This window comes from Gardnerella sp. DNF01151, from assembly GCF_049244235.1.
In the GTDB taxonomy this organism is placed as follows: domain Bacteria; phylum Actinomycetota; class Actinomycetes; order Actinomycetales; family Bifidobacteriaceae; genus Bifidobacterium; species Bifidobacterium swidsinskii.
Genome location: NZ_CP058389.1, coordinates 237,954 through 255,465 on the forward strand (window position 1 = coordinate 237,954; position 17,512 = coordinate 255,465).

Annotated in this window: 18 protein-coding genes; 9 read left to right on the top strand and 9 right to left on the bottom strand. The window is 41.7% G+C overall.

The window, feature by feature from the left end; translation table 11 throughout:
• Positions 1 to 10: 10 nt before the first annotated feature.
• The 4 genes from HXT37_RS01020 to HXT37_RS01035 are packed head-to-tail and all read left to right on the top strand — an operon-like array spanning position 11 to position 4,233.
• Positions 11 to 1,345 carry an ABC transporter permease gene (locus tag HXT37_RS01020; RefSeq protein WP_012913770.1) on the top strand — a complete coding sequence of 445 codons (1,335 nt, stop codon included), beginning with the start codon at positions 11 to 13 and terminating at the stop codon, positions 1,343 to 1,345.
• A complete protein-coding gene (locus HXT37_RS01025) occupies positions 1,335 to 2,702 on the top strand; it encodes an ABC transporter permease (protein ID WP_012913771.1) in 1,368 nt (455 codons plus the stop codon). Before HXT37_RS01020 ends, HXT37_RS01025 begins: the two co-directional genes overlap by 11 nt.
• A gap of 40 nt (positions 2,703 to 2,742) precedes the next feature.
• Positions 2,743 to 3,588, top strand: coding sequence for an ABC transporter ATP-binding protein (locus HXT37_RS01030; RefSeq protein ID WP_102703319.1), 846 nt, complete (start codon positions 2,743 to 2,745; stop codon positions 3,586 to 3,588).
• Between the two features lie 45 nt (positions 3,589 to 3,633).
• Positions 3,634 to 4,233 (top strand): FMN-binding protein, encoded by a 600-nt coding sequence (locus HXT37_RS01035; protein ID WP_102703320.1) that lies wholly within the window; start codon positions 3,634 to 3,636, stop codon positions 4,231 to 4,233.
• Between the two features lie 57 nt (positions 4,234 to 4,290).
• On the opposite strand, the gene HXT37_RS01040 is transcribed toward HXT37_RS01035, so the two are convergent.
• Positions 4,291 to 4,809 (bottom strand): hypothetical protein, encoded by a 519-nt coding sequence (locus tag HXT37_RS01040; protein ID WP_102703321.1) that lies wholly within the window; start codon positions 4,807 to 4,809, stop codon positions 4,291 to 4,293.
• Between the two features lie 193 nt (positions 4,810 to 5,002).
• On the opposite strand from HXT37_RS01040, the gene HXT37_RS01045 reads away from it, so the two are divergent.
• Positions 5,003 to 5,743 carry a response regulator transcription factor gene (locus HXT37_RS01045; protein WP_012913774.1) on the top strand — a complete coding sequence of 247 codons (741 nt, stop codon included), beginning with the start codon at positions 5,003 to 5,005 and terminating at the stop codon, positions 5,741 to 5,743.
• The gene (locus HXT37_RS01050) at positions 5,737 to 6,954 is read left to right on the top strand and encodes a histidine kinase dimerization/phosphoacceptor domain-containing protein (protein WP_012913775.1); all 1,218 of its coding nucleotides are present in this window, start codon (positions 5,737 to 5,739) and stop codon (positions 6,952 to 6,954) included. Before HXT37_RS01045 ends, HXT37_RS01050 begins: the two co-directional genes overlap by 7 nt.
• 38 nt (positions 6,955 to 6,992) lie before the next feature.
• Here the strand turns inward: HXT37_RS01050 and HXT37_RS01055 are convergent, their stop codons facing one another.
• Positions 6,993 to 7,253 (bottom strand): hypothetical protein, encoded by a 261-nt coding sequence (locus HXT37_RS01055; protein ID WP_004109882.1) that lies wholly within the window; start codon positions 7,251 to 7,253, stop codon positions 6,993 to 6,995.
• Between the two features lie 189 nt (positions 7,254 to 7,442).
• The gene (locus HXT37_RS01060; protein ID WP_004109881.1) at positions 7,443 to 7,655 is read right to left on the bottom strand and encodes a hypothetical protein; all 213 of its coding nucleotides are present in this window, start codon (positions 7,653 to 7,655) and stop codon (positions 7,443 to 7,445) included.
• Positions 7,656 to 8,063: 408 nt separating this feature from the next.
• On the opposite strand from HXT37_RS01060, the gene HXT37_RS01065 reads away from it, so the two are divergent.
• A complete protein-coding gene (locus tag HXT37_RS01065) occupies positions 8,064 to 8,342 on the top strand; it encodes a type II toxin-antitoxin system RelE/ParE family toxin (protein WP_004109878.1) in 279 nt (92 codons plus the stop codon).
• Positions 8,336 to 8,623: an addiction module antidote protein gene (locus tag HXT37_RS01070; protein WP_012913778.1), complete on the top strand. Its 288-nt coding sequence runs from the start codon at positions 8,336 to 8,338 to the stop codon at positions 8,621 to 8,623. The genes HXT37_RS01065 and HXT37_RS01070 overlap by 7 nt, the downstream gene beginning before the upstream one ends.
• A 211-nt stretch (positions 8,624 to 8,834) precedes the next feature.
• On the opposite strand, the gene HXT37_RS01075 is transcribed toward HXT37_RS01070, so the two are convergent.
• The 5 genes from HXT37_RS01075 to nrdH all read right to left on the bottom strand — a co-directional run bounded on the left by HXT37_RS01075 (position 8,835) and on the right by nrdH (position 14,033).
• Positions 8,835 to 9,428: a hypothetical protein gene (locus HXT37_RS01075; RefSeq protein WP_004109871.1), complete on the bottom strand. Its 594-nt coding sequence runs from the start codon at positions 9,426 to 9,428 to the stop codon at positions 8,835 to 8,837.
• A 367-nt stretch (positions 9,429 to 9,795) separates the two neighbouring features.
• On the bottom strand, positions 9,796 to 10,875 hold the full coding sequence (nrdF, locus tag HXT37_RS01080; RefSeq protein WP_012913780.1) for a class 1b ribonucleoside-diphosphate reductase subunit beta: 1,080 nt from the start codon (positions 10,873 to 10,875) through the stop codon (positions 9,796 to 9,798).
• A gap of 82 nt (positions 10,876 to 10,957) precedes the next feature.
• Positions 10,958 to 13,183, bottom strand: a complete 2,226-nt coding sequence (gene nrdE, locus HXT37_RS01085; RefSeq protein ID WP_103013777.1) for a class 1b ribonucleoside-diphosphate reductase subunit alpha — start codon at positions 13,181 to 13,183, stop codon at positions 10,958 to 10,960.
• 85 nt (positions 13,184 to 13,268) lie between these two features.
• On the bottom strand, positions 13,269 to 13,769 hold the full coding sequence (nrdI, locus tag HXT37_RS01090; protein WP_004109846.1) for a class Ib ribonucleoside-diphosphate reductase assembly flavoprotein NrdI: 501 nt from the start codon (positions 13,767 to 13,769) through the stop codon (positions 13,269 to 13,271).
• Positions 13,770 to 13,772: 3 nt separating this feature from the next.
• Positions 13,773 to 14,033 carry a glutaredoxin-like protein NrdH gene (nrdH, locus tag HXT37_RS01095; RefSeq protein WP_012913782.1) on the bottom strand — a complete coding sequence of 87 codons (261 nt, stop codon included), beginning with the start codon at positions 14,031 to 14,033 and terminating at the stop codon, positions 13,773 to 13,775.
• Positions 14,034 to 14,458: 425 nt separating this feature from the next.
• On the opposite strand from nrdH, the gene gndA reads away from it, so the two are divergent.
• Entirely contained in the window at positions 14,459 to 15,913 is a 1,455-nt protein-coding gene (gndA, locus tag HXT37_RS01100) for an NADP-dependent phosphogluconate dehydrogenase (protein ID WP_004109841.1), read from the top strand.
• 89 nt (positions 15,914 to 16,002) lie between these two features.
• Here gndA and HXT37_RS01105 read toward each other — a convergent pair whose 3' ends face one another.
• A complete protein-coding gene (locus HXT37_RS01105; protein ID WP_421779589.1) occupies positions 16,003 to 17,340 on the bottom strand; it encodes an ATP-binding protein in 1,338 nt (445 codons plus the stop codon).
• Between the last annotated feature and the right edge of the window lie 172 nt (positions 17,341 to 17,512).

Consider the following 17,512-nt stretch of genomic DNA (forward strand, 5'->3'; position numbering starts at 1 on the left):
GAGAGTTGCTATGTTTATGATGCGCATGGTTGCTCGATCTCTTGTGCGGCAATTGAAAAAGCGTGTGTTAATTGCGCTCGTAGTGTGCTTAAGCGCGTGCGTTAGCGTGTCAATGCTTAGCGTTGTGTATGACGTTGGAGACAAAATTAACGCAGAGCTGAGTTCATATGGTTCAAATATTGTGGTTCAGCCAAAATCTAGCGCTGTTGTAAATGATTTGTATGCTTCTCGAGAGCAGATTGATACTAATGGTTCTGAGAGTTTAAAGGCTGCGGAAAGCCACGAGTCTACTGCTTCGCTAAAAGAATCTGATGCTGCAAAAATAAAAATGATTTTCTGGGCGTTTAATATCACTAATTTTGCGCCGAAAATAATTGTTCATGCAAATCTTGAAGCGAAATCTTCTGGCGATTTGGTAGTGCCTATTATTGGAACTTGGTTTAATCGTAAGCTTGCGCTCGCTTCCGGGGAAACAACAGTTGTTGGTGTTAGAGGTTTGCGCTCTTGGTGGAAGATTAATGCAGGTCGTTGGGCAAAAGATAATAAATCTGAAGCAATGGTAGGTGCGCAGCTAGCTGAGCGTTTGCACTTAAAACTTGGCCAGCGTTTGCGTTTGATTCGTGACGGACGCGAGGTTTCGTTGCGCTTGGTTGGCGTATACGATTCTGGCGACGACGACAATAACGCAATCTACGCAGGTTCTAGCGATGCTCAAGGCCTTGCAAATAAGCCGAATAAGGTTGATTCGATTGAAGTAAAGGCGCTTACTACTCCTGAAAATGATTTAGCGCGAAAGGCTGCTAAAAATCCGGCAGCGCTAAGCCAGGAAGAGTGGGAAACTTGGTATTGCACGGCTTACCCGAGTTCGATTACTTACCAAATTGAGGAGGTAATTCCTGGAGCTGTTGCAAAGCAGGTTCGTCAAGTTGCGGCGTTGCAGGGTAACGTATTAAATAAGACGCGTGCTGTTATGGTTTTGATGACTGCGTTGAGTTTAATTGCTGCTGCTGTTGCTGTGGCGAATCTTATGGCTGCTTCAATTTCTGAGCGTTCTGGCGAGCTTGCATTGCTTAAGGCTTTGGGTGCACGTGATGGTGCTGTTGCTCGTCTTATGCTTATGGAAACTGCGGTTATTGCGTTTGGTGGAACGTTACTCGGCATGGCTTTGGGATTTGCGGTGGCGCAGATTATTGGTTTCACAGTGTTTGGCTCTTCGATTTTGTTCCGACCAATGGTATTTGTTCTAGTGTTCGTGCTGCTTGCGTTGACTGTGCTTGCGGCTGCAGGCTCGTCGATTCGTTCGATTTTGAGTGTGCGTCCTGCGGAGGTGCTTCATGGCAGGTAAATCTTATATGACTTCCAACAATTCTATGTTTATTACCATGCTATTTAGCGCGGTATTTCGTAGAAAATCGCGTGCTTTGATGGCTGTTATTGCAACGCTTGTTGGTGCTGCTACGCTGTTTTGTTTAGCTGCAATCTGCCTGGTTGTGCCTCAGCAAATGAGCGATGAAATGCGTGCTTATGGAGCGAATATTATCGTAACTCCAATTGAGGGTGAGTGGAAAAACGGTATTGATCGCGCGATGGTTTTGCACACAAACGATATGGTTCTTGCAAAAGGTGCTATGCGATCTGCTACATATCGTTACGAAAACGTGCGTATTAACGCAGCTCCGTATGTTTTAGCAGGAATAGACGTTCGTTCAGTAAAGTCGCTTAATAAGCATTGGAATGTAGACGGCTCTTGGCCTAGCAGTGGAAATGTTATGGTTGGGCGAGATGTAGCTCTTGCGATGGGCTTAAAAATAGGTTCTCGAATTGCGATTGCATATAGATCTTCGGATAATACTGCCGGCTCGCATAAGCCAGCAGAGAAGTCTGCAAATAAGTCTGCAAATAAGTCTACAAGTGAATCTGCAAATAAGTCTACAAATCAGTCTGCAGATAAGCCAGCAGAGAATCAAGCGCAAAATTCTTCTGCAAATTCTTCAGATCAGTCTGCGCAAAATTCATCTCAACAAAAGCTCGTTGAAGGCAGAGTCTCAACGGATATTATGGATACTCACGGCACAACTTTCCGCGTTTGTGGCATTTTGGATACAGGCGGTGCAGAGGATTCTATGCTATATGCGCTAAACGCAGATGTAAATTCTCTTACGGGAGTTAAGCGTGGAGCAGATGTAATTGCTTACTCGTCTTCTTCACCTAGCGTTGATGCGGTTGTGAGAAGTATTAACGACATGACTTCTATGCGCGTGCGCGCTCAGCAAGTTACTAAAGTTACTGCTGCTGACACTGGTATTATCACTATGCTTCGCAGCCTGTTCTGCATTGTATCGCTAGTTGTTCTAGTATTGATGATGGTTGGCGTGAGCACTACGATTTCTTCGATTGTGCAGCAGCGTCGAAATGAAATTGGTTTGCGCAAAGCTTTGGGTGCGAGCGCACGGAGTATTGGCGTGGAGTTTACTGCTGAAGCTGGAGTATATGGCTTCGTTGGCAGTATTGCTGGTACTGCGGTAGGGTATGTGTTTGCCCGTTTGCTTGCTGCAATGGTGTTCTCGAGAGATTTGGGCGTGAATTGGTGGCTAGTCGTGTTCTCTATTGTATTTAGCGTTGCTGCGTCTTGCGTTGCTGCTTTGCCGCCTGTTTTGCGTGCTTCAAAGATCGACCCTGCGATTGTGCTTCGAGAAGAATAGCTTTTAGAGTGATTTTAGAGTGATTAGTTAAGGATTTAATATGACAGAGAATATAGAACATAAGTTAGATAGCGCGGAGTCTAAGCCAAAAATGCTGTTGACGTTGGATCATATTTCCAAGATTTACGGATCTCTTCGAGCTGTTGACGATTTGTCGCTTACTGTGCCAGAAGGCGAGTGGCTTTCTATTGTTGGCTCCAGTGGTTCTGGCAAAACAACGTTAATGAACATTATTGGCTGCATGGATTCACCATCCAAAGGTTCCGTGTCTTTGCAAGGTCGCAAACTTGAGGATTTGAATGCCGGTCAACTCGCTGACGTTCGTAAAAACGTAATCGGTTTAGTTTTTCAAAAGTTTTATCTTGTTCCGCATTTAACGGCAGTTGAAAACGTGATGGTTGCGCAATACTATCATTCTGTTGTTGACGAAGCTCAAGCAATGGACGCTTTGGATCGCGTGGGCTTGAAGGATCGCGCTCACCATCTGCCAAGCCAGCTTTCTGGTGGCGAGCAGCAGCGTGTGTGCGTTGCTCGTGCGCTTATCAACTGCCCTAAGTTGCTTCTTGCGGATGAGCCGACTGGTAATTTGGACGAAAAAAATGAGCAGATTGTGCTCGATTTGTTTAAGCAGCTGCACAATCAAGGCACTACGATTATTGTTGTAACTCATGATTCTTTGGTAGCTCAATGCGCGGATCGCGAAATTATGCTCAACCACGGTGTGCTTGTTGGTGAGCGTTGGAATAACGAGGATGCTCGCAAAGCGTACGAGGCGATTGGCGGCAAGCCTGCATTTACGAGTGCTCACGTTGATGAAAGTGTTGTGGAAGCTTTGCAAGACCATGAGCCTACTAAGTCGCCTAAATTAGCGAATTTAGATGATTAGTTGCGCAAGGTTTTAAAATATACAAGATTTAAAGGCGATGATTTTATGGTTTCAGATAATATGTTTCACGATGTTTCATGCGACGATTTGAAATCCAAAAAAGTTACGAAAACCGTTGCTGCGCTTGCGATTGTAGCTGCATCGTCCGCTATGTTTTCTGCTTGCGGCGAGCCGAGCGCTGTGCCGATGAACGATGAGTTTGCTGGCAATTCTGGTCAAAGCGCGGATGATGGTGGTAATCCTTCTGGAAAGTACGATGCTGGTGCTCAGCAATCTAAATCTTCTGCGCAAAGTGAGGATTCTCAGAACCAGCAGAATCAGCCTAAAACAGACACTGGCAATTACAAAGATGGCGACTATAAAGTCAAAGCTACGTATGGTCCGGTTGCAGAAGACAGTTTTGATGTGCGCTTAAGCGTTGCAAATGGGGATGTTAGCGATGTGCAAATGACGCCTCATCCGTTTACGCCGATTTCAAGAGGCCATATGGATGCATTCTCAAAGGATATCCCTGGAAAAATCGTTGGAAAGCCGTTGAAAGATTTGCATATTTCGGTTGTTGCTGGAGCAAGTTGGACTAGCGATGCCTTCAACAAAGCACTTGATGTTGCTCGCCAAGAGGCTTCAATCGCATCCGCGCAATAAATGTACTCAAAACTTAATACTCAACGTAATGGTAGATTGCCAATAAGTCTTAAATCTTTACAAATCGCTTTCATCAATAGGGTGACCTTGTGGACGCTTTATTACTCGCCACAAAATCACCAATGTTAAGACGCCATTTGCAATTCCGTAGTAATAAATCCAAGGAACGTGAATAAGCCCACAAATAAAGCATGAAATAATATTTGTTAAATTATTTGAGTAATTGTTAAGTATTTGCTTATTTTGTGATTCGACTTTTTTGCGTTCTTGCGTAAGAGCCATGCTTTCTTTGTTGCTGTCTATGCTCTTAACGTCACTACTTATATCGCTAGAGTTAGTGCTATCGAGCTCTGCAGTATTATTTGCTTCATTTGCATTAGTTGCGTTACTTGTGTTTTTTCCTTCAAGAACACTTTTGCGCAAGAAAAAATATGCATAAGAATACAATGCAACAGAAAGAAGTCCTAGAACAAGCCACAAAACGAAGAAGCCAAAGCTACGCATAAAAGCAGCTGTTGAGGCAAGCGCCATCGCAGCTACTTCTGCGGAGTGCAATACTACTAGTCGTTTTGTCATATAATCCTGCTGCAATCAATATTGAAAATGAATTTTCAACGCAACTAAAAGCTGCATATTGTTACTTATTATAATCACATTTGACTTACATGCATTACTTGTAATCATTTATTACTACACGATTTGCCCTACTTTGCGCATGCTTATAAAGTAGAATATAAGAAAAGTAGCATAAGATTGCAAGAAAGCCATTATGCAAAAAACGTATGCAATAGTAGATAACGACCCACTAGTTTTAGCGGTTATGCGAAACGTGCTCAGCAAGCTTTTGCCAAGCGAGTACGTGTGCAAATGGTGCGTAAAATCAGGCGTGCAAGCTTTGAAATATTGCCAAGTAACAAAAACGACTCCGGATTATATTTTGATTGATATGTCAATGAAAGACATGTCTGGAGTAGAGGTAATACGCGCAATTCGCGAGAAAAACAATAACATTATTTTAATTGGTATGACTTCGTATGACTGTAGATCCTACGCTTCGTCAGTAGCGCAAGTTGGTGGGCAGGCAATGGTTGCTAAAGACAATTTCAAAGGACTAGCAGAAGCTTTGCAATATTGCGATAATCAGAAGGTGTATGGCTGCCGATGTGTTAGAGATGTTGCTTACGATTTTGCTACTCCGCAAGAATCTTTTATTAGGCTTTCTAAATCAAGGTCGCGTAGCGTTTTGCCGCCTCAAGAACTAAAAATCATGGATCTGCTCTCTAAAGGTTGCACAACAAATCAGATTGCGGCTCAACTTGGTCTTATGCCAAACACTATTAACACGCATATTCATAGGATTTACAAAAAATTGCATGTTTCTAACCGAGTGCAAGCAATATCCGCGTTTGCTGCAATGCAAAATCGTGAGCAAACTAGCAATCTGCAATATTTTAATAATTCGCTTCAGAATCATCCGAATCCTTCTCAAGAAACGGATAACGCATGTTAATGAAAACATTTTCGCGCGTTATTGAGTTGGTTAAAAGCTGGAAAATTCAGCGAACTTTATTCATAATATTGGCGATTCTTGTAGTGTCAATGGATGTGCAATCGTGCAATACAGCTGGGCTGTGGCATAACCCGCAGCAATCTGCGTGTCAATACGTTTGGATGTTTGCAATATTTCTTTTGATTGCTTTTCCGCGTCAAGTATCACTCGTAACTCCGATTTTGTATTGCGTAACGTTAGCAGTACCAGGTGTAAATGCAACTTGCGTGCTTTTTGCGCTGATTGCTAGCATGTTTGTTGCAGGCTTTTATGATTCGTGGAAGTATTTGCTTTGTGCGTACATAGTTTCGCTGAATATTATGTACTTTGCAAAAATTGCGTACATTTCGCTTACTTTTCCTTGTTTTATTCTTATTTCCATGATTTGTGGTTACGTTTTGCGCAAATATTTGAACATGTTGGAAGAAAATAATCGCGCAAAAATGGATATTGTACGGAGTAAGTTCCAGTCTTATATTGCGTCGGTTGCGTTGCAATTGCATGACGATGTGAACAATGAGATTACGGATATTACACTGCTTGCAACGGATGCTTTATATGCTAAGAACAATGAACATACAAAAGAATCGTTAGAGCAGATTATTGAACATTCGCGTAATGCACTTTCCAAAGCGAGACTTGTTATCAGCCTGCTTGAGCAAACTGAACAAAAGTATGATGATTCTTTAGATTCAAATATTGCTAGTACGCAGTTTGTTTATAGTTCTAATAGCAATGATTGCATGAATTTGGCTGATTTCTTATGCAATATTCGTGCGCGTTTACAGGCTGAACGGCAAATTTGTGAGCAGCTTGGGTACTATGGTTCTCTAACAGTGGTTGATAAAAGTTCGGGGAGTGGTGATTTTGCTGCATCTGCAACTGTTAGTACTGAAAAAGCTCAATGTGCTATTCGCATGTGCAGTGAGTTGCTTACTAATATTCGTAAGCATTGCAGTACTAGCGTTGACTTTTCTATGAACGTTACTGTTGATGAGCGAGAATGCAAAATAATGTGTATGAATTCGTTGTCGAATAAGTTTGGTGGAAGACTTGTTTTTGGCAAAGGACTACTATTCCACAAAAAATCCGTGGAACGTTTAGGTGGATCTTTAAACGCGCAAAAAGATGATGATGCATGGTTGGTCAATGTTGTTATTCCGCTAAACTAGTATCAATCAGACTCTCGCTTTATCGTGGTTAATTTACGCTACCTGTCCTCTTCAAGACCAGCAGTGAATTTTTCTGCTAAGATGTGAAAGCCTTCTAAATATTCTTCATAACCATCGGCAATAATCGCATCGTCATGAACTACAAACTTATTATTTTCTAACACTACATACTTGGTAAAGAATTGCTCAAGCTCTGTAGCCAATTTATCAAAATCTTCTTCAGAAAGATTATCGTCATCGTTACTAATATTTGCTGCAGCAGATGGATTCCAATTTTTTACTCCAAAATCTTGACTCATGACATTCCTTCTTCTTAATGTAATCTATGAATATTGCATATTAGCATCTTAGACAGCAACCGAAAAGTTACTGATAAATAAAAACAACCAAATAGGATTAAAATCTACCGTAATATAACTTAGAAAATATGAAATAGAAGATTAGCGAAGTGCTGTGTGCATTTCGCTAATCGTCATGAAATAAATTGTTCAATAACGATTATCAGGTATAAAGGCACGTGCAAAAGCAACAATAAGTGTAAAAACAAATGTTTCAATCCACCTATTTGGAGATGAAATGTAAGCAATTGTATTGCCACTAAATATTGCAAAAATTCCAAGCAAGCCAATAAATGTTAACGGCATATAAGTAGCTTCTCGTTTGATAAGTCGCTTAAAATAAGCCAAGATTTGCTTTTTCATAATGATTTACCTACCACTGGTTGCGACACATTGTCACTGTTGTAACTATTGCAGCTACTGTCTTTGCTAAGCACTTCACCGCATAACTCCTTTATTTAAAACGCTATTTTGCTGCGCAAATAAATTGTGCAATGGCTCTCAGTGTAATAAAAAATACTGTCATGTAATCAGCTGTAACTATTTTTAGCGACACAGTAAAATTGGCAATACTTGTAATTGTTATTTTTGGCTCAGTAGAAATTTTATGCTGCAAAAATCAACCCAAACACATACGTTATAGTGGCAGAAATTGCAAAATTAGCAAAAACTGTCACGATAACTGATATGATTGTTTACTTATATTGCAAAACTGTATCCTACAGGATAAAATACTTTTATGGAGATACTTAAAACAGATGAGTATCGCAATTGGATGAAAAACTTCGCGATACTCAATCTAAAGCTCGAATTAACGCGAGACTGAGATTATGCGAAATTGCAGGTAAGCCAGTAGGTGATTTACATCCAGTTTGCAATGGTATTAGTGAACTGCGTTTCACTTTTGGACCAGGGTATCGTGTGTATTTTGCACAAAAAGGCTTAAAACTAATGCTATTACTTGCTGGTGGAGATAAAAGTAGTCAAAGTAAAGATATTAAGCAAGCGAAGATACTTCTCGCACAATTAATTGAGGAGAAAAAATGGTAAATATAAGTAAATGGGATGCGAGTGAGTATCTTGAGGACGATGATGATGTTATTGCGTATCTCAATGCTGCAGCAGAACTTAACGATCCTCGCTTGTTGCAAGCTGCTATAGGCGATATTGCAAAAGCTCGAGGCATGAAAGAGATTGCTCAAAAAGCTGAGGTTGGAAGGGAAAGCCTTTACAAAAGCCTAAGACGAGATGGCAATCCTAGCTTTCAAACTATTGCGAAAGTTGTTCGAGCGTTAGGTGGACGCATTGCAATAGAACCAGCAAATGCGTGACATACCAAGTTATCGTGGCAGTTTTGCTAATTTTGCAATTTTTGCCACGATAACTCGTATAGCATAGCGACTGTGCAATTAAAGTTATGCGATACAGTCGCGTAATCAGTTAAAAAATATTGCCTGTTCATCAACGATATTGATGAACAGGCAATATTTTCAAGACAACAAAATTTGGAAACTAATCTAAGTTATATTGCTAAATCGTTTACTATTTTGCTACGTCAAGAACTACTAAACGTTGTCCGCCATAAGTTCTGGCATCGAGACAAGTTTGAATAAAGTAAGCAGATTTAGGGAATTGCTCAACGTACTCTTTGAATACTTTTAGCAACTTATCCGAGCTTCCGCCACCCTCAAAGTCTTTATAATCCGCCACTTTGTAATCTTTGCCGTTTAATTTAACTGGCATGCCTTTTTGGAGTTTCTTTAATAAGATGCCTGAACTGTTCAAACGGTCTACAACCATATAATGGCCAGTGTTAACCTGGAACCAGTCGTCTTGAAGAGTCCAGTGATAGAAAGCATCTTTAACGTAAGCCAACTGATCAGGATAAGCGTCCCAAATAACGCGTTTAGTTTCACCTAGGGCTTCCAAAGTCCCTTCTTGTCCCTTTACAAAAGCTTCGGCGATTTTCTCTTTTGAGGCTTTTTTGATTGGTTTTGAATGTTTTTTGGTAGAATGACGGCTTATTTTTGTTGGTACTGGTTTGTTTGCTTCGGAGTTACCGCAGGCTGCTAGCCCCACTAGCGAGCTGAAGAGCACTACAACACAAAGTAATTTTTTATAAGTCATTTTCCCCATAAATGGATTTCTTTCTTCTTGTAGATGCGTCTAACGGATGTTAGTCATCTTTATAAACTTGAACTCCAACTTTAGTGCCTGCTCAGTTCAGTTCAAAAATCTTGGTTTGAACGTGAGTAGGAAGTGATAATCGCTGCCGATTTTTGCATAAACGAATCAACAAGACCAGTTCCTTTTCACATAGTGTACCATAAAGGCTGAGTGACCTGTGTTGCTTTCTGACTTTTTAGCTTTTTATATAGACTCTATTTAGCTGCAATAATTAACCTAACTAAATTAAAATTGGTTAACTAATTAAATTAATTAGTTAACCAATCAGTTAGTTATTCAGTTATTCAGCAAATCAGTTAGTAAATCAACTATTTGATTAGAAATCCCAATCATCGTCGTCGGTTTCAACTGACTTTCCCATAATGTAGCTGGAACCAGAGCCGGAGAAGAAGTCGTGATTTTCGTCGGCTGCAGGAGAAAGAGCAGCGAGAATTTCTGGGCTTACGTGAGTTTCTTCTTCGCTGTACTTAGCAGGGTAGCCAAGGTTCATTAAAGCTTTGTTAGCGTTGTAACGCACGAAGTCAAAAACGTCATCGTGGAAGTCAAATCCTTCATAAATCTGACCAGAATACTCAACTTCCAGATCATACAAAGTGTCGAGCAAGTTCATAGTGAACTTTTCAAGATTCTTCTTATCGTTCTCGCTTCTAAGCTCCAAACCGCGCTGGAACTTGTAGCCCGAATAATAGCCGTGAATTGCCTTATCGCGCAAAATCAAGCGAATCATATCGGCAGTGTTCATCATCTTGCCGCGAGAAGCAAAGTAAAGCGGAAGATAGAATCCCGCGTAAAGAAGCAACGAAGAAAGCATAGTTGCAGCAATCTTGCGCTTAAGCGGATCTTCGCTCTCATACTCGCAAAGCACAGTGGTGACGCGCTGCTGCAAAACGTCGTTGCCAACAGCCCAACGATAAGCTTCGTCAATCTCTTCGCTAGAGCAAAGAGTAGAGAAAATAGAGGAGTAGGAGCGAGCGTGAATCGACTGCATAAAAGCAATATTCGTGTAAATAGCCTGCTCGTGCTCCGTGCGAGCGTGCTCAATCTGGCAAAGCTCGCCAATAGTTGCCTGGCTGGTATCAAGCAAAGTCAAGCCTGTAAAAACGCGAGTAGTGGTCTTGCGCTCAAGATCGGTGAGGGAACGCCAAGAAGGAATATCGTTGCTCAGCGGAACCTTTTCTGGAAGCCAGAAGTTAGCAATAAGGCGATTCCAAACGTCCAAATCCTTGTCGTCAACAATATTATTCCAATTAACTGGGCGTACGCGCGATCCGTGATGGTAGCGGTACTGAGATGGTGTGATAGAAGCTGCCATCATAGCGTCATCTGCGATTACGCGATTTGTGCCGAAAGGCTTATCGAGGCTACTTCTAAGCTCGGTTGGGCTGAGTTCTGTCATTATTACTCCTGATTCTGTGTTTACGTTTTATAAAATTTTTAAGTTTTTGATTTGGCGTGCGAAAAATTCACAGCGTTACGACTTACAGCGTGCAGCTTACGCAACCTTCGATTTCCGTACCTTCCAAAGCCTTCTGGCGAATACGAATGTAGTAAAGAGTCTTAATGCCCTTACGCCATGCGTAAATCTGAGCCTTGTTCAAATCGCGAGTAGTCGTAGTGTCTGGGAAGAACAAAGTAAGCGACAATCCTTGATCCACATGCTGAGTTGCTTCGGCATAAGTGTCAATAATTGCCTTCCAGCCAATCTCATAGGCGTCCTTAAAGTACTGCATATTGTCGTTCGTCATGTATGCAGCAGGGTAGTAGACGCGTCCAACCTTGCCTTCTTTGCGAATCTCAATGCGAGAAGCAATCGGGTGGATTGAACTTGTGGAATGGTTGATGTACGAGATTGAGCCAGTTGGAGGAACAGCTTGCAAATACTCGTTGTAAATGCCATCGCTCAAAATCTCGTCGCGCAACTGCTCCCAATCGCTGACGGTTGGAATCGCAACGTTAAAACGGGCAAACAAATCGCGAACTTTTTGAGTTTTAGGCTCAAGCGAGCGGCTGCCATCTGTGTACTTATCGAAGTAGTTGCCTTTTCCTGCAGGCTTAGCGTAAGCGCTCGTCTTAAAGTTTGCAAAAGCGTGGCCGCGCTCTACAGCCAAAGCGTGAGAAGCCTTATAAGCGTGGTAAGCAACCGTCATAAAGTACATGTCTGTAAAGTCAAGAGCTTCCTCGCTTCCGTACTGCATGTGTTCACGCGCAAGGAAACCGTGCAAATTCATTTGACCCAAGCCAATAGCGTGACCTTCCGCGTTACCGCGACGAATCGAAGGCACAGAATCAATAGAAGTATGCTCCGAAACAGAAGTGAGCGCACGCACAGCCAAATCAACGCTTGTGCCCAAGTCGCCATCCATTGTCTTAGCAATATTAAGAGAGCCAAGATTGCAAGAAATATCGCGACCGACGTGGCTATAAGACAAGTCGGCGTTATAAGTGCTTGCTTCCTGAGTTTGCAAAATCTCTGAGCACAAGTTGCTCATAGTAATGCGACCCTCAATAGGATTCGTGCGATTCACAGTATCCTCAAACAAAATGTAAGGATAGCCAGACTCGAACTGAATTTCTGCAATCGTCATAAAGAATTCGCGAGCGTCGATGTACTTCTTGTGAATACGAGGATTTGCAACCATCTCATCGTAATGCTCGGTAACAGAAATATCTGCAAAAGGCTTGCCATATTCGCGCTCAACATCGTAAGGACTAAACAAAGCCATCTTTTCCTTACGCTTAGCAAGCTCGAAAGTAATATCTGGAATCACAACACCCAAAGAAAGCGACTTAATGCGAATCTTCTCGTCTGCGTTCTCGCGCTTAGTATCGAGGAAACGCATAATATCTGGGTGATGCGCGCTAATATACACTGCACCTGCACCCTGTCGAGCGCCAAGCTGATTAGCGTAAGAGAATGAATCTTCCAAAAGCTTCATAACAGGCACAACGCCACTCGACTGATTCTCGATTCGCTTAATAGGAGCGCCAAGTTCGCGCAAATTCGTAAGAAGCAGAGCCACGCCGCCGCCGCGCTTAGAAAGCTGCAAAGCAGAATTAATTCCGCGCGCAATAGACTCCATGTTATCTTCCAAACGCACGAGGAAGCAGCTCACAGCTTCGCCGCGCTGAGCTTTACCAAGATTCAAGAACGTTGGGGTGGCTGGCTGGAAGCGGCCTGCAAGCATTTCGTCTAAGTAGTTGGTCGCTGCTTTTTCGTCACCATCTGCAAGTTCCAATGCAACAGCAGCTGCGCGCTGAGCGAAGTTTTCCAAATACTGCTTGCCGTCGAAAGTCTTCAAAGCGTAAGAAGTGTAGAACTTAAAAGCACCCAAGAATGTGCCAAAAGTGTGGTGTGCGGCTTCCGCATGCTCGTAGAATTTATCGAGAAATTCATCGCTGTATTTGTTGAATACGTTACCGTTGTAGTAATAGTTGTCAATCAAATAGTTCAAGCGCTCGCGAGTTGAAGCAAACTTCATGCTATGTTCTTGCACGTAACCCGAAACGTAAAGCTTTTCTGCTTCTTGATCTTTATCAAACTGAATGCCTTTTTCTGGGTCAAAAAGACCGAGCATAGCGTTAAGAACGTGGTAGTCGCGGCTGTTGCGGATGCGCTCTGCTGTTGTACTGGCAGTTGCGCTTGCAGAATCAGTGTGATCAAGATTAAGCGAAGTAGATTCGCTCATCGGATCCGTGCTATTCATGGGGTTTGTTCCTTTCTTCATGCGTTATTTTTGCTTTTTTAAACGCTTTTTGTTTTGTTTCTTTTACTTATTTCGTTTGTTTTGTTTATTTTGTTTCTTCTGTTTCTTTGAGTTGTTTTAAAAATCTCGGTATGCCCTGCGCTACTTTTTCTATATCTTCTGCAGTTCCCGTAAGTTCAAACGAGTACATATTTGGGATTCCACACTTTCCTGCAATTTGATCACCTGCAGCGCAATATGCTTCTCCAAAATTCGTATTTCCGGAAGAAATTACTCCGCGAATAAACGAACGATTTTCGCGATTATTTAAGAATTTGCGAACTTGCATCGGTATTGCTTTCGCAATATTTCCACCGCCGTAAGTTGGAACAATCAAAACATACGGTTCGCGCACGTTTAATTCCGGTTCTTTAGGACGAAGCGGTATGCGATATACGTTCACGTTATTGCTTGGAAAATCGCAATTTTGCACAAATCTTAACGTATTTTCGGAAACTGAGGAAAAGTAGACTACAGCTCCGATTGATTCACCTTGTGCGCTAGATTCTGGTTCGCTTTGTTGTGTTATATTTTCTTGCTCACACATTTCTTATGCTTCTTTTGCTGCCTCTGCGGAAGTTCCAAGTTTATCCGCAATTTGCGCAATTAAATCTGGACGGTACCCACTCCAGGATGCGTCGGGAGCAATGACTACTGGAGCTTGACGGTATCCTGCATTTTTTAACTGTTCGAGTGATTCGGGGCTTTTTGACAAGTCTACAGTTTCGAAGTTCACGCCAAGTTTTGTGAACTGTCGCTTAGTTGCATCACACTGTGGGCAATGAGGTTTAGTAAACACTGTGATAGTCATTTCAATCTCCTCTGGTGATGGGGAATTTTGCAATTCCGTGTTGTATCGACAAAAGCCAAGTAGTTAGCTTACTCTGAATAAGCACTATTTATAGTGGTGTGTCGACTGTGTAAACACTATATATAGTTATTATTAAAATAGCTAAAAATAGCGTGTTTGTAAGCGTGTCGTGTTTTATGAAGTAAATATGAGCTTAGTTTTAACGATTAAAAATGTAATTTATTTCACAAAATTTATATTTAAAACTACTTAACTTGCACATTGTTAAGCCTTGTGCATATCCGCCTATAAAATTATTAAGTGCGTTTCTTGAAGGGGCGTAACGCAAAATAAAAAATTGTGTATTTTGTAGATAATGCAGATTGCTTGGGTGCGCAAAGCATGCGTGCAAATAACAAAACAAGTACAAGATAAGAGGTGTCATTATGACTCAAGCTCAGGCAAATATTGGTGTTGTTGGTTTGGCTGCCATGGGTTCGAATTTAGCGCGTAATCTTGCGCATCATGGAAATACAGTAGCTGTTTACAATCGTCATTATTCGCGCACTGAAACTTTAATGAATGAGCATGGCAGTGAAGGTGCTTTTGTGCCTTCAAAAACTGTTGAAGAATTTGTGGCTTCTCTCAAGCGTCCGCGCACCGCAATCATTATGGTAAAAGCTGGTGCTCCTACGGATGCTGTTATTGAAGAACTTGCAAATGCTATGGAGCCTGGAGATATTATCGTCGACGGCGGAAACTCTTATTTTGAAGATACGATTCGCAGAGAGCGTGACATTCGCGCGCGTGGTCTTCATTACGTTGGTTGCGGTGTTTCTGGTGGCGAAGAAGGTGCTTTGCGAGGTCCTTCGATGATGCCTGGTGGCACTGAGGAATCTTGGAAGACTCTTGGTCCTATTTTGAAGTCTATTGCTGCTGTTGCTGAAGGTGAGCCTTGCGTAACGCATATTGGTACCGATGGTGCTGGTCACTTTGTGAAGATGGTTCACAATGGCATCGAGTACTCGGATATGCAGCTTATTGCCGAAAGCTACGATTTAATGCTTCGCGGTTTGGGTATGAAGTCCGACGAAATCGCGGATGTGTTTAGCGAGTGGAATAAGGGCGAGCTTGATTCTTATTTGATTGAGATTACTGCGGATGTGCTTCGCCAGAAGGATGCTAAGACTGGTAAGCCTTTGGTTGAGATGATGGTGGATCATGCTGGCATGAAGGGCACTGGTACTTGGACTGTACAATCTGCGCTTTCGCTTGGCATACCAGTTACGGGTATCGCTGAAGCCGTGTTTGCTCGCGGACTTTCCAGTCAGGTTGCTTTGCGAGAAGCTGCCGAAAGTCAAGGTTTGACTGGTCCGGATGTGCATTTTGATTTGAATGATGCTGAGCGTAAGGCGTTTATTGAGGATATTCGTCAAGCTTTGTACGCTTCTAAGATTGTTTCTTATGCTCAGGGCTTCGATGAGATTGCGGCTGCTGCAATTGAGCATGATTGGAAGATTGATCAGGCTGCAGTTGCTCGCATTTGGCGAGGCGGCTGCATTATTCGCGCTCAGTTCTTGAACCGCGTTTCCGAGGCTTTTGAGTCCGGTGAAGCAAGCGTTTCTTTGCTTTTTGCACCGTACTTTAAGGCTGCTATTGAGAAGTCTCAGGCTGCTTGGCGTCGTGTTATTGCGCGTGCGGTGGAGCATGGTGTGCCTGTGCCAGCATTCTCTAGCTTGCTTGCATACTACGATGGTTTGCGTTCTAAGCGTTTGCCGGCTTCGCTTATTCAGGCTCAGCGTGATTTCTTCGGTGCTCATACTTACGGTCGTATTGACGAGCCAGGCGTATTCCACACTTTGTGGGCAGATCCTAATCGCCCAGAAGTAAAGCAAGATTAGTGCATGTAAAAGTGTATATATAAAATTTAAAATGTCAATTATGTAAAAAGCGTCACATGCGTTGTTATTCTGCATGCGACGCTTTCTTTTTACAATACAGAAGCCATGTAGTACGGTAGGTAAAGCAGTTTGCCTTCGCGCTTAATTTCTCCGTGGTGAAGCACGATTCCTTCGCTGCTGGTTTTACTAAAAGCTTCCATAAAGTTTGTAATTGACTTTACATTTTTACTGCTGCCAGATTTTACTTCTATCGGAATAATCTTGTTATTTTTTCTTAAGAGAAAATCTATTTCCATTACTGTCTTTTTGGTATTGGTATTTGTTTTTTTGTAAAAATACGCGTTGTGTCCATTTGCTTTTAGGCACTGTGAGACAATATTTTCTATTATCATTCCTTCATTAATGTGTAATTTGTCTAGCAGAATTGCCTTATAAAGTTCGTTTTCTAGGTAAGGCTTATCTTTGTATGCTAACGAAGTTAAGAGTCCTGTATCCATCATGTAGCATTTGAAAGAAGGATTGATAGTAGATAGATTCAAAGCTACACTCGGATCTTCAACGCTGTTTGCAATGTTTACTATCATCGCTTCTTCAAGCCAGCGTATTGGATCCCTATACTCTTTAATGCGCGCGTTGGAATCTACGTGAGATAGCATGTAACGTTTGTCATGTTTGGAAAGCTCTGCTGGAATTCTATCGAAAAAATTAGTTACGTAACTAGGGTTTTCTTCTTCCTGGTCTTGCATATCTTGCTTATAAAGATTGATTATTTGTTGTTTAGCAAAGTCAACCTTCGCAAAATCTTTTGTATCAACATATGCTTGAACAGCTTGTGGCATTCCTCCAGCCAACATGTACTCTCTAAAAGACTTCATTATGCTCTGGTGCATACTGCCCATAGGTTTAAGTGATTCAAAGTGATCTTTAATAGTAGGGAAAATCATGTTGTTATTGTTCGCTAATAAATACTCTTCATAGTCAAGTGGAAGTACTTCTAGCGTGTACTCTTCTGAGGGTATGAGAATATCCTTGCTTTTCTTTGTAATAGAAGCAAGTGAGCCTGTTTCAATGTAATCATAGCGAGCGTCTTCAAGCAGAGTTTTTATTGCTTGCCGAGCTTGCGGAAATAGTTGTATTTCGTCAAGTATTATAAGAGATTCTCGCTTATAAAGTCTGGTATTATAAGCTAACTGTATTGTGTTAAATAGAGTATCTAAATCTCTTAGACTGTTTATAAAAAGTTGCTTAATGTCTTCTTCGGTTTGATCGAAACGAATAAGAATATAAGACTTATACTCTTCTTTGCCAAGTTTTTCAGCTAATGTTGTTTTGCCAACTCGTCTTGCTCCTTTAAGAAAAAGCGCATAATTTGGCGCATATTCATGCTTCCATTTCAGCATTTCTTTGTATATTTTTCTATCAAACATGCGATTTTTGTGCTCTTTCTTTTATTACAAATTTGTGCTTGATTTGTTCAAGTGTTGCCGAGTGCGGTTTTCCTTGTAATTTCAACGGTTTTATAAAGATTTTCCCAAATGCGACATATTTTGTCAAGCAGATTTTCCCAAATGCGCCATGTTTTTAGGGGTCGATTTTCCC